General features: G+C 71.6%; 9 protein-coding genes. 4 read left to right on the forward strand and 5 right to left on the reverse strand.

The window, feature by feature from the left end; all coding sequences use genetic code 11:
• Nucleotides 1-248: 248 nt before the first annotated feature.
• From ACGF0D_RS38255 to ACGF0D_RS38265, 3 genes are all read left to right on the forward strand, one after another.
• Entirely contained in the window at nt 249-857 is a 609-nt protein-coding gene (locus ACGF0D_RS38255) for a hypothetical protein (protein ID WP_392924463.1), read from the forward strand.
• A gap of 66 nt (nt 858-923) precedes the next feature.
• A complete protein-coding gene (locus ACGF0D_RS38260) occupies nt 924-1,778 on the forward strand; it encodes a response regulator transcription factor (protein WP_392924466.1) in 855 nt (284 codons plus the stop codon).
• Between the two features lie 115 nt (nt 1,779-1,893).
• Nucleotides 1,894-3,030, forward strand: a complete 1,137-nt coding sequence (locus ACGF0D_RS38265) for a glycosyltransferase (protein ID WP_392924469.1) — start codon at nt 1,894-1,896, stop codon at nt 3,028-3,030.
• 182 nt (nt 3,031-3,212) lie between these two features.
• Here ACGF0D_RS38265 and ACGF0D_RS38270 read toward each other — a convergent pair whose 3' ends face one another.
• From ACGF0D_RS38270 to ACGF0D_RS38290, 5 genes are all read right to left on the reverse strand, one after another.
• Nucleotides 3,213-3,725, reverse strand: coding sequence for a DUF2247 family protein (locus ACGF0D_RS38270; RefSeq protein WP_392875922.1), 513 nt, complete (start codon nt 3,723-3,725; stop codon nt 3,213-3,215).
• Nucleotides 3,722-7,312 carry an ALF repeat-containing protein gene (locus ACGF0D_RS38275; RefSeq protein ID WP_392924472.1) on the reverse strand — a complete coding sequence of 1,197 codons (3,591 nt, stop codon included), beginning with the start codon at nt 7,310-7,312 and terminating at the stop codon, nt 3,722-3,724. The genes ACGF0D_RS38270 and ACGF0D_RS38275 overlap by 4 nt, the downstream gene beginning before the upstream one ends.
• Nucleotides 7,313-7,555: 243 nt before the next feature.
• Nucleotides 7,556-9,196 carry a trypsin-like serine protease gene (locus ACGF0D_RS38280; RefSeq protein ID WP_392924474.1) on the reverse strand — a complete coding sequence of 547 codons (1,641 nt, stop codon included), beginning with the start codon at nt 9,194-9,196 and terminating at the stop codon, nt 7,556-7,558.
• A gap of 154 nt (nt 9,197-9,350) precedes the next feature.
• A complete protein-coding gene (locus ACGF0D_RS38285) occupies nt 9,351-10,883 on the reverse strand; it encodes a trypsin-like serine protease (RefSeq protein ID WP_392924477.1) in 1,533 nt (510 codons plus the stop codon).
• Between the two features lie 389 nt (nt 10,884-11,272).
• A complete protein-coding gene (locus ACGF0D_RS38290) occupies nt 11,273-11,800 on the reverse strand; it encodes a hypothetical protein (protein WP_392924480.1) in 528 nt (175 codons plus the stop codon).
• Between the two features lie 460 nt (nt 11,801-12,260).
• Here ACGF0D_RS38290 and ACGF0D_RS38295 point away from each other — a divergent pair, with 460 nt between their 5' ends.
• Nucleotides 12,261-12,683, forward strand: coding sequence for a hypothetical protein (locus tag ACGF0D_RS38295; protein ID WP_392924483.1), 423 nt, complete (start codon nt 12,261-12,263; stop codon nt 12,681-12,683).
• Nucleotides 12,684-12,706: the final 23 nt, after the last annotated feature.

The raw sequence follows: 12,706 nt of genomic DNA on the forward strand, positions 1-12,706 counted from the left end.
CACGGCACGTCCGGCGCCCGGTCCTCCGGCACGCCCCCGCGGGGCCGGCGCGACCGCCCCTCGGCGACGGTGGCGTTCCTGAGTGCGGAGACCCGGAGGGGCGCTCCGGTGTCCCAACTCCGATGTGTCGCAGTGGTTTTCGAACGATCTGTGTGTCGATACATTGATTCGGTGCCCACCTGCCGGGCTTGAGTCGCGAACGGGCGCGGAGCCGCGGCTGACGGGGCGACCGGGGAAGGCTGGTGCGCATGGTCCTGGGCAGGCGGAAGCGGCGGGAAGCGGACGAGGCGCGCGCGAAGTTCATCGCCAACCGGGAGAAGGTCCGCTCGTGGAGCGGGCGTTGGGACTGTCCCGAGGTGGACTGGCCGGCCTTCGAGGAGGTCCCCAGCCCCTGGCTGGTGCTGCCGCGCGAACGCGACCGATGGCTGGAGTTCCACGCGCCCTTCATTGAGCGGTACGACTGGCTCCTCGAAGCCACACCCCGGGCGAATGGCGTCGACGAGCTGTGGGCGCTCTGGGAGTTCGGCGCGGGCCACGGGTTCGAGCGTCTGACGATCCGCTTCCGTACCGTCCTGGACCCCGAGTACCTGGCCGAGAAGCTGGCCCTCGGCATCGAGGCGGCGGCCTTCGACGGGTGGCAGGACGGAGACGCGCAGAGCGTCTACGACTGGTTGTGCGAGGGGGTCGGCAGCCTGGCCGGCTCCGGCATGGTGCGGGGAAAGCACCGCCTGGGCTTCGTGCTCCTGGAGATGACCTGCGCGGCGGTCGGCCGAACCACCGTCATCACCGAGCTGCGCGCCTCGCTCACGACCACCTCCCTGGACGGTAGGCCCCTGAAGCCCGACGGCCGGGACTAGGAGTCGTCGGTGTCGCGGCCCGGGCGCGCGTTTGACGCATTCCGGGCACGTGATCATCCTGGAACGATGGCAGCGGAGCGGAGCGTGGCGGAGATCCTGGACGCGGCCGTCGGCGTCCGCGAGGCCGCCAGGGGCGCGGCGGCCGGCACGACCGGCCTCGACGCGGTCCTGGCGGCGCTGTCCGGGGTGATGGAGTACGACCACGCCTCGCTGGCCCGGTGGGATCCGCTGCGCGGCTGCCACACCACCCTGGCCGGGAGCTACCCGGACGACGCCACCGCGTACATCGAGACCCGCCTGCACCACGACCCGGTGTTCCCCGTGCTCCGCAGCCCGGCCAGGGGCGGCCTCTGGCTCGGGGACGTCCCCGGACGGCTCCTGGCGGCCTCCCCGGGCTTCCGGGAGGTGCTGCGCCCGCTCGGCATCGAGGACGGGGTGGCCCAGTGCCTCTTCGCCGTCGACGGCCGGTACGTTGGGGTGCTGAACGTGAGCACCCGCCGGCCGCGGTGCGCGCCCGATCCCGCGCGCGCCGTGGTCACCCTGCTCAGCGAGGCGCTCGCCGCGGCCGTCGCCCCCCACGCGGGCCCGCGGTCCGAGGAGTCCGCCGTGGCCGCCGTGCCCGGTCCGGGCGCCCCGGCCCGGCCGGGCGGGCTCTCGCCGCGCGAACTGCAGGTCCTGGCCGAACTGACGGCCGGCCGCACCAACCGGGAGATCGCCGAACGGCTGTACGTCACGCCCCGCACCGTGGGGACCCACATCGAGCACATCCTCGCCAAGCTCGACCTCCCCAACCGCGCGGCCGCCGCGGCCCGGGCCGCCGCCTGGGGGATCGGCTGCTCCGACCCCTCCGGCTCGGGCGTCGCCGGCCTCGAGGAGTTCCCCCGACCGGGCGAGCGGCTTGTGCCGGGGCGGACCGGGTAGGAGGCGGGAAGCGTCGGCGAGGCGAGGCGACTCGACGCTCGCCGCGGGGATTCCGTACGGACCCTCGCGGGTCGGTACCACCGATCGTGGTGTCTCAGGGGGCAGGGAGGGTGCGATGACCGGCCGAGTGATCTACGCGTCGTTCGAGTTCCAGTTCCCGCTGGGCGGCATCCGCGCGCTGAACCAGCAGGTCTCGCTGCTGCGCGCCGCCGGCGTCGAGGCGTTCCGCTGGACGCCCACCCCGGGATTCCGCTACACGTGGTTCGCCGACGACGTGCCGGCGCTGTCCAGCACGACCCTGGACCTCGGGCCCGAGGACGTGCTCGTCCTGCCCGAGGTCAGCGTGCTCCCCGACCACGACCCGGCGCCCGGCGGCCGCAAGGTCGTCTTCTCGCAGGGACACTACGTCACCTTCCTGGCCGGCCCCGGCCCCGGACCGTACCCGGGCTGGTCGTCCCGGCCGGCGCTGTGGACGGTCTCGAAGGCGGGCGTCGACATGCTCCGCCGCGCCCTGCCCGAGTACGAGCCGCACCTGGTGCCCAGCGTCATCGACACCGAGTCGTTCCGGCCGGCGGCGACCGGGCGGGTCCGGCGCATCGCGTGGATGTCCCGCAAGCGCCCCGTCGAGAGCACGCTGCTGCGCCGCCTGCTCCACGCCGACCCGCGCTCCCGGGGCGTCGACCTGTACGACATCCACGCGGTTCCCCACGAGGAGGTCGCCCGCGTCCTGTCGGACACGTCGGTGTTCATCGCGCTGGGAGCGCCCGAGGGCGAGGGCTTCGGACTGCCGCCGGCCGAGGCGATGGCCAGCGGCTGCCTGGTGACCGGCTACGCCGCCGGCGGCGGCGCGGAACTGTTCGACTCGCCGTCCGCCTGGCGGATCCCGGAGCTCGAAACGGACCGGCTGGCGGACAAGGCCCTCGAACTGCTCGACCTGCCCGACCAGGACGAGGTACGGCGGGCGGGTCGGCAGTGGGTCGCCGACCGGTACACCGCCGACGCCGCCGTCAGGGCACTGGTCGAGGGCATCCGCCAGGCCCGCGCCCTCCCCGGCGGCCCGGCGCGGGCCACCCACCCGGCCGCCTGGATGGACGAGTTGCTGAAGCGCTTCCCGGTCCCGCCGGAGGCGTACGCCGTGGTGGAACCGCCGGCCGTTTCCGCTTCCCGGTCGGGCCCGTCCCGCCGGGACGGAACCGCGGTGCGGCCGTGGCCGCCGGCCACGGGGGCGGGGTGTGGAGGCGGCCCTGGGTGAGGGCCACGGCTTCGGCGGTGAGCGTGCCGCGCGAGGCCGTCGCCCGCGGCGCGCCGACAAGGACCCGCTCGTGGAGGGGGGTTCCGCCGTTCAGCCCACGAGGAAGGGCTGCTTCCGCAGTCCTGCGGAAGCAGCCCTTCCCAGCCGATGGCCGGGCGGATCGGTGTCAGACACCGGTGGCGTCAGTCGGTTTCGGACTCCCGGTCACGACCTCGGTAGAACTCCCCTTCGTTGCGGACGAATTCCTCCCACCGCGACATGAGGGCATCGATTCCCGTCGTCTGCCCGGGTTGTGCCGGCATGTAGCGGACGAAGCCGTCCATCTCGGAGGGGTAGTCGAAGCCCGCGTACAGCATCTCGACCACCCCCAGCGCGTCGCCGAGGTCTTCGCGGTTCTCGTAGGCCCAGGCGAGCGCCAGGTATCGCCACACCAGCCGCAGGTCGTCCGCGGCAAGGCCTGCGTCGGACCCTTCCAGAAGTCCGGCTACCTGGTCGGCCTCGTCGGACAGCAGAAGGGCGATCGTCTCCTCCGTCTGCGACACCTGGCCTGCCTCGAGGCGTCGCGTACAGAGGCTGATGACACCGTCGGCGTCGATCCAGCCTTCGCGGTGCCCGTACTCGAGCTCCGCGAGGCTTGGGCGGACACGCGGTTCGATGAACTCCGCCGGGATCTTGAACTTCAGAAAGTCACTCATGGCTTGTTGGGGATACCGTTGATCGTTCCGTTTTTGACGAACCCTTGGTGGGATACTACCTGGATGCCGCCCTGGTCCTCGATGAGCCACTCGAACCGGCCCGTGACGCCGTTCACTTCGCCCGGCATCTGCACGAGGACGCGTGGCCTCCCGTCACCGCCGGTGATCCTGAACACCGTGCCCTTGGAGGAGATGTCCTTCACCACGTAGTCGGGCGCGAGGTGCCGGCCGTCTCGAATCAGCCCGGAACCCCAGCGCGGGAGCTTTTCGATCGCCCGCTGCGCTTCCATCGGCGAGGGAAGATAGTCAATCTTCTCAATCCACTTGATCGTGGCGCTCGATACCCGGGTGATCTGCTCGATGGTCTTGGCTTTGGTCGCGATTTCTGCGAGCTTGGCGGCCCGTCCGGCCGGGAAGAAGGTCACGGCGAGCTCTGCGCAGGAGACGAGGTTCTTCTCCTTGACGCACTCCTCGGCGGTGTCCACCCCGAGAACGGACTTGGTGAGCTGCTTCAGGATCTGCACCTCGTTGCTGGACCCCCACTCGGCGAGAAGTCCGGTGATGGTGCCCGGTCCGAACACGCCGCCCGGCCCGTACGTGCCGTTCGCCTTGGCCATGTTGCATTGGGCGATGAACTCCCGCGGCGTGTCGGGCGTGATGAAGAAGCAGTTGAACTGGCTGAAGTACTGCGCCTTCCAGATCTCTTGGCGGATCTGCGCCTCCAGCGCCTTGGTGAACTCCTCCTCGAGCTGCTTGGTCTGGGCTTCGATACCCGGGTCCCCGGCGGCCAGCTCGGCCTGGCGCTCCTGGATCATCTTCTCCGCGGCGATGCCCCAGGCTTCGTCGGCGGCCTGCTGGGCGGCTCCGGCGTCCCGTCCCGCCGCGATCGCGGAGTTGTAGGCCTGGGTGGCGGCGTCGCGGGCGACGGTGGCGGACCAGCGCGCCTGGGCCGCGGAGGCGCGGGCGCGGGTCGCCGCGGCAGTGGCCTTGCCGGCATCGCGCCCGGCGGCCTGGGCGGCGTTGCGGGCGGCGGTGGCGGACTGGGTGGCGCGAGCAGCCGAGGCTTCGGCGTCCTGGGCGGACTGGCCGGCTTGGGCGGCGAAGCCGGCCGCCTGGTCGGCGAAGGAACGGGCCTGATCGCGGGCGTTGTCGGCCTCGCCGGAGGCGTTGGCGGCGATGGCGGCGGCCTCAGTGGCCTCCCAGGCGTCCTGCTGGGCGTTGGCCGCGGTCTGGGAGGCTTCGGCGATCAGACGGCGCATCTGCGCGACGTGGGCGGAGGTCAGCTGGTCCTTGCGGTCGGCCATGTACTGGCCGGTCTTCAGGAAGGAGCTGACGAGGCCGGGTGTGCCGGAGAGCGCGATCCTGGCCGAGGCCTGGAGTTCCGGGCCGCCGCTGGCGAGCAGTTGGGTGGCCAGAACCCGTTCGTCGATCTGACGGGCGTTGTACTGGCCGGTCGCCAGGAAGGCGGCGACGGCCTTGGGTGACCCGTCACGCAGGGCCTTCTCGGCGGCTTCCTTGACGCTGGTTCCGCCGGCGGCCATCACCTGGTAGGCGCGGACCCGGTTGTCGGTCACCGCGGCCTCGTGCTGGCCGGTGGTGTAGAAGGCCTCGATCTGCTGGGCGCTGCCCTTGAGCGCGGCCGTGGCGGCGGTCCGGACGGCTTCGTCGGGGCTGTCCTGGGCGATCTCCTGCACGTTCCGGCGCATGTCGTCCAGTTCGGCCTTGTGCCGGCCGGTGCGCACCCAGTCCAGGACGGTGGCGTCGGTACCGGACAGGGCGTCGGCCGCGGCTTCCTGAGACCACGAGCCGCCGGTCTCCATGGTCCGGAGCGCGACCTTGCGGCCCTTGGCCGCCAGTGCCTTCGGGTCCGCGCCGGGCCGACTGGCCTCGGCGGCCAGAGCGGCGGCTTCGTCGTCCTGGGCCCGCCAGCCGGCGAGGAGCGTACCGATCTCACCGATGGCCTCGTCGTCGGCCTTCTTCATGCTCCGGGCCGTCTCGACGGCGGCCGCGGTACGGGCGGTGAGATCCTCGGCCTCGGTCTTGCGGGCGAGTTCGTAGACGCCGCCGGCGGTCTTGACGGCCTCGCCCGCCGCCGACGCGGCGGTGCGTGCCGCCTCTGCCTGTCGGGCGGCTTCGGCCGCCGAGACGGCGGACTCACCCGCGTGCGCGGCAGCCTGGTCCGCGGCCGCCGCCGCGTTCTGGGCGTGCGTGGCCGCCGAGTGGGCGGCGTCGCGGGCCTGGAAGGCGGCCTGGGCTGACTGGGCGGCCAGCGCCGCGGACGCGTCCGCGGCCCGGTTGGCCTCGGCGGCCTGGCGGCGGGCCTGCTCGGCCGCGGCCTGTGCGCGGTTGGCGCCGGCGCCGGCGGCGCTTGCCAGACGGCCCGCCTTGTCCGCGGAACCGGCGGCCGCGTTCGCGTTGCCACTGGCGCTCTTGGCCGCAGCCGCGGCCTCGCCCGCAGCCAGGGAAGCGGTGCCGGCACTGTCCGCGGCGTCCGCGGCCCGCTGGGCGTCACCGGCGGCATTGCGTGCTTCTTCGGCCCGCTGGCGGGCCTCGGAGGCCTTGCCCGCGTCCGAGGAGGCGGCGCTGGCGGCCTTGCGGGCGCCGGCCGCCGCGAGGGCCGCGCCGCTGGCCGCGCTGGCGGCCTGGGCCGCGGCGCTGGAGGCGACGCGGGAGGCCTGATTGGCGGCACCGGCGGCGGCCGTCGCCTGCTGCGCGGCCGCTGCCGCGCCCTGGGCCGCATCGGCCGCGTCCTTGGCGGCCGCCGTGGCACGGGCCAGGTCCTGGCCGGCCTTCTCGGTCTCCGTCGCCGCGGTCTCCGCGGCGTCCTTGGCCAGCTGGGAGGCCTTGACCGCACGCTCGGACGCTTCCTTGGCGGCATCCTTGGCAGCCAGGGCCTGCGCGCCGGCCTGCTCGGCCTGGTCGGCCAGCTGCGAGATGGTGGCGCGTTCCTTGTCCCGGGCGCTGGCGACGAACTGACCGATTTCCAGGAACTCGACGATGTCGGAGGGCGTTCCACGCAGCGCGACCTTGGCGGCCTCCTTCATGGCCGGGCCACCGGAGCCGAGGAGCTGCATCGTCCGTGCGCGGTTGTCGACTTCCCGGGCGTCGTACTGGCCCTGTTCCAGGAACCTCTTGACGTCCTCGGGCGTGCCCTTGAGCGCGGTGGTGGCCTGCTCCTTGACGCTGACGCCGCCGGTGGCGACGAGCTGGAAGGCTTCGACCCGCCGGTCCTGTTCCAGTGGGGCCTGCCAGCCGTCCCTGAGGAAGGCCCGCAGATCGGCCGGAGAACCCTTCAGCGCCTTGGTCGCGGCGTCTTGCACTCCGGGCCCGCCGAGGCCGAGTAGCTGGAACGCGCTCACCCGGTTGTCGTGGTACGCCGCGTCGCCGTTCTCGACGTCGAGGAACCGCTTGACGTCCTCGTCCGAACCGGTCAGCGCAGCCTCGGCCGCGGCCTTCACGCCCGGGCCACCGATGGTCCACAGGCCGACCACGCGGCCACGGTCCGTCAGCCCGGGCAGGTCCGGGGTGCCGTCGGACTCCGCCGCCAACGCGGATGTCGTGCCGAGTAAGCCGGCGGCGAGAGCCATGGGCAGGAGAACCGCGCACGCGCGGCGCATCCCCGCCGTTCGGCTTCCCCGTGATTGCCTCTTCCCGGTGCCTTCCGGCGCTCCCAGGGAGCGCAATGAGCGTTTCATGAGACGTTCCTCTCTGAGGGGCATAGGTTTTCCGGCCGGCGGCGCGGATGCGGCCACCGGCGGCAGAGCGGCAGGGCTCCGGCAGGAAGGGCCAAGGCCTCTCCCACCGGAGCCCTGACTCGAAGGCGTGGTGAATCAGAGGGAGCTGGTGATCACGGTTCCGGTGTGGTTGCCGGGGATCGCGGTGAGGTTGAGGTCCTCGGGGGCGTCCCAGCCGCCGTCGGCGTGACGGGCGGTGAGCAGGACCTTGTTGTCGTTGGTGGTGACGGCGAACACGGCGTCGGTGTCGACGGTGGCGGCGCTGATGCCGGTACCGGTGACGTTCCCGACGACGCTGCCGAGCGACCTGACCGGCTGCCAGCTGCCGCTGGCGTAGCGCATGGTGTGGTACTGACCGTCACTCGCGATCAGGGCGAGGTTGAGGTCGTTGTTCTGCCGGGTGACGGCGACGGCGCTCACCGGCGCGGTGGAGCCCGCGGCCTCGGCGACCGAACCCCAGCGGGACCAGCTTCCGGTGGCGAAACGGGCCGTGTGGTAGACCTTCCCCCCGGCCACGGCGGCGATGTGCAACTCCCCGCCCGCGGCACCGGCCGCCGAGATGGACGTGATCCCGCTCAGCGGCCCGGTCACGTCGGTGACCACCTTGAACGACGTCCACTGCCCGTTCTCCGAGCGGACGTTGTGGAACAGGTAGCCGTCCGCGACGACGACCACGTGCAGGTCACCGCCGACGGAGGCGATGGTCACCTGGGTGATGTTGCCCAGGTCGGACACCGTCGTGTTCAGGTCCACGAACTTCTGGCCCCAGCCGCCGTCGAGGCTGTGCACGGCGTAGTGCAGGTGCCCGTCACCACCGAGCGCGACGACATGGGTGTCACCGTTGATGCCGACCGAGGAAGCGGCCCGCACACCACCGATGTTCCCCGCCACGGCCTGGACGTCCTCGAACGGCGTCCAGGAACCGTCGTACAGCCGGGACGCGAAGAACAGGTTGGCGTCGCTGCGCACCAGGGCCTGGGTCTTCCAGCCCACGGCCGTCGCGCGGACCTGCTGGACCCAGCCGGCGACGTCGTCGGTGCGGGAGTTGAACGCGCCGGTGCGGGTCTCGGTGGCGGGCACGCCGAGGCAGCCGCCCTGCCAGGAGCGGGAGGCGACGGCGACCAGCTCGGCCTTGCCGTTGACCTCACGCACCACCGGCGCGCCGGTGTCACCCTTGCAGATCGCCGCGCCGCCCGTGCCGGTGGTGCCGATGCCGGTCGCGCTCACCGAGTCCAGGCTGAACGCGCCGCTGTGCAGCTTGTTCGGCACCCACTCGTCCTTGGTCCGCCCGTAGGCGGGCACCTTCAGCGTCTGCCCGGCGACGGGCGCGGCGGTGGCCACCGGCAGCGTGGCGACACCGTCGACGGGCGTGGCCAGACGGGCCATCACCAGGTCACGGTCGGCGCGCGGAACCAGCGCGGAAACCTCCGCCGACTTGCCGCCGACGGTCACGGTCGTCTTCCACTTCGGCGCGCCCGCCGCCAGCGCCTGCGGCTGCGCCGGGTCGTCGGCGAAGCAGGAGGCGGCGGTGAGCACCCAGGAGCGGTCCACCAGCGCGCCGGTGCAGGACCGCACGTTGTCACCGATCGCCAGACGCGCGGTGAAGGCGTAGGAACCGTCGGCGGCCGCATCGCCGACCACGGCGCCGGCCGGGGAGAAACTGCTCAGCGTGCCGGCGGTCGCGGCCGCGACCAGCACACCGGCCCGCAGGGAACGGGCCTGGGACTTGCGGGACATGAGAGAGATCTCCTCAGGACGTTCGAAAGGGCGGCACCCCGCAGGAGCGGGGGGTGCCGATGAGATTCAGGGGCTCGCGCTCGAGTCGACGCCGATGCCCGCCGGGGCCTCGCCGGCCGCGCAGCAGCCGGTGAGGCCCGAGCGTCGGGCCGGCTCAGCCGGTGGTGGCGGCGGAGACGCTCTGGATGGAGCTGCTGGCGACCGGGTAGAAGGTCGTCCAGTTGCCGTTGGCCTTGCGGTCGGCAGTCCAGATCTCATCGGCACTGCCGATGGCGAACAGGCGCACCTTGTCGCCCATCGTCGCGGCCGCGACCTGCTTGATGCCGCCGGTGTTCGGGACGGCCGCGAAGGTGGCCCAGGGGCCGTTGTCGGTGTTGCTGGTGGTCCAGACCTTCTGGTCCGCGCCGACCGCGAACAGGTTCACGGTGTTCCCGGAGGCGGTGACGGCGATGTGCTGGATGCCGGTGCTGGGCACGGCCGTGAACGGGGTCCAGGTGCCGGCGGCGTAGTCGCCGGTGGTGGTCCAGATCTGGCCGTCGCCGCCGATCACGAACAGCCGCACCGTGTCGCCGACGGCGACGGCCGCGACCTGCTTGATGCTGCTGGTGGGCAGCGCCTCGAACGTGGTCCAGACGCCGGCGGCGTAGTCGCCGGCCGCCGTGTAGACCCGCTTGTCGCCACCGACCGCGAACAGGCGCACCTTGCTGCCCATCGCGACGGCGGTCACCTGCTCGATGCCGCTGTTGTTCGGCACCACGTCGTAGGGGCTCCAGGTGCCGGCGGCGTAGTCGCCGGTGGTGGTCCAGATCCGCTTGTCGTCACCGACCATGAACAGGCGCACCTTGTCGCCCATCGTGGTGGCACTGACCTGCCGGACGTCGTTCTTGCCGGGCACCGGGCGGAAGGTGCCCCACACGTTCTCCGTGTAGGCGCCGCCGTTCCCCCAGATCTGGCCGTCACCGCCGACCACGAACAGCCGGCTCACCAGACCCGACATCTTCACCTGCTGCACCCAGCCGCCGAGGTCGTCGACCCGGGTGTTGTAGGCGCCGGTGCGGGTCTCCGTGGCCGGAGTGCCCAGGCAGCCGCCCTGCCACGAACGGGACGCGACGGCGACCAGCTCGGCCCTGCCGTTGACCTCACGGACTGCCGGGGCACCGGTGTCACCCTTGCAGATCGCCGCGCCACCGGTGCCGGTGGTACCGATACCGGTCGCGCTCACGGTGTCGAGACTGAACGCACCGGTGTGGAGCTTCAGTGGCGCCCACTCGTCCTTGGTCCGGCCGAAACCGGGCACCCGCAGCGTCTGCCCGGCCGTCGGGGCCGTCGTCGCCAGCGACAGCGGAGCGACCCCGTCCACGGGCGTGGCCAGGCGGGCCATCACCAGGTCACGGTCCTGACGCGGCGCCAACTCGGCTACCTGGACCGACTTGGAACCCACCGTGACGGTCGTCTTCCACTTCGGCGCACCCGCCGCGAGCGCCTGCGGCTGCGCCGGGTCGTCGGAGAAGCAGGACGCCGCGGTCAGCACCCAGGAGCGGTCAACCAGCGCACCCGTGCAGCCACGCAGGCTGTCACCGACGACGATCCGGGCGGTACTGGCATAGGTGTTGTCGGGAGCCGCGTCGCCGGTCACGGCACCGGCCGGAGAGTAGGAGCTCAGCGTGCAGGCGGCCGCGGCCGCCACCAGCACCCCCGTCCGCCGTAAACGAGACTGGTGCTGAGACCGAGACTGAGATTGGGGCTGGGTTTTGCGATACATGGGGATGTCCCTGCGAAGAATGAACAGAAGCGGGATGCCCACAGGCGTGGGCCGAAGCGAATCGGTCGGCTTCTCGGCATGGACGGCCAGGGCAGCCGACCGGAGCGCTGCTCGACGCCGCCGGTGACGGCAGCTCAAATTGCCGGACACCTCAGGGGGTTGGCGTCGGTGCGTCGGATCCGGAGGTCTCGTCGGCGCGGACACAGCGCCGGGGTGCCTGTCGTCAGCGGTCGGCAGCCGTCCGATTGGTGTTGATGCCTGCCGGATCCTCGCAGGCCGCACAGCAGCCGGCGCGGCCTGCGCCGGGGTGTTCGTCAGCCGGTGACGCGCAGTTCGACCAGAACGGAGCGCTTCCCGCCGGGCAGGCTCTCGCCGACGGGCGCGGCCGAGTTCGGGGCCACGTCGACCTGCTTCTCCTGCCCTCCGGCGGTGAGCTTGGCACTGACGGCGCGGTCCTCGGTCCAGATGCCGTAGACGTCCGGCAGTTCCATGGCGAGGTAGCCCGTCTTGCTGTTGGTGGTGAAGCAGTAGCCGCGCTTGTCGAGGCGGGACTCGATGAAGATCTCGTTCGAGGCCTGGCAGTCGGTCGGCACGGTGTTCCCCGGGCCCTCCTTGAGCCAGATGTGCCCGTCGCCCTGCCGGAGCGTGATCTGACGCTCCTGCAGCAGGCGGTCGGCTCCGGGGTGCTGAAAGTCCTCCACGGCGACGGGCATCGCCGAGGCGTCCGCAGAACTGCTCCCGGTGGCGGCCTGCGCGACCGTCAGGGACGCGATCCCGACGCCTGCGGCCAGAACGCCGATCGCGCCGACGATGAAGGGCTTGCTGAAGCGGGATATCTCCACGGCCGATCCTTAATTCCGAGGAGGCCTGGCTCGGTCGGCCAGGCCTTCAGATGAGATTGACATGAGTAAAGCATGTGCAACGTATCAGCAAGCGCTTCCCGGTGGGCCGAATTAAGCGCGCAAGTAGGGCCACCAGGGCGGATCCTGACGATACGTCTCCTGTGTACGAATCCCCGGAGATGCTTGTGCCTGGAGCCGATAGGCATCGCTTCCTGGCAGCCGGTACGTCAGCGTACGTACTCAGGTCAACCGGCAAGATGAATTTGCCGCTAAGCAAACCTTGAAATCCTTTGGAGCGCCAGGAACCGGGATCGGCGCGGGCGGAGCCCGCTGACGGGCTTGATCGCCGCCCTCCTGCTGCGCAGGCACTCGCGATCGAGCTACCTGTGGGCGTAGCGGCGCCCCGGCTTCTCCGAATCAAATGCACCAAAATACGGATCAATTGACGTACCATCAACGCGTGGATGCTGCGTGGTTCGGTCTCATCGGGGTCGTGGTCGGCGGTCTGATCTCCACTCTGTGGGGATGGCTCGCGACGATCCGCCAGGAACTGGCCGATGGTCTCGTGGGCGCCCGCCTTGTCGACGACGACCTGGCTCGCCTGGAAACGGGAAGTGTCGGTGCGGCTGGTCATCAGGAACGTCCGGCTGCGCAGACGTGGGCGGAGAACCGGGTCGCACTCGCGAAGGTCCTGGGCTATCAGCAGTGGAGCACCGTTTCCGCCGTCTATCGCCGTAGCGACCCGTCGTCGACGCACAGTTGGAGTGGTCGGGACCAGGAGATCCGCGCCGCTCGCGAAGCACTCGCGCCGTTGGCGGCGGGCAAACGCCATGTCCTCAGCCAGCGCTGGCGGAACCTGTTCGTTCGGCACACCGGTGACTGAGGGAACATGGCGGGGCTCTGGCG

This window comes from Kitasatospora sp. NPDC048298, from assembly GCF_043201465.1.
GTDB lineage: Bacteria > Actinomycetota > Actinomycetes > Streptomycetales > Streptomycetaceae > Kitasatospora.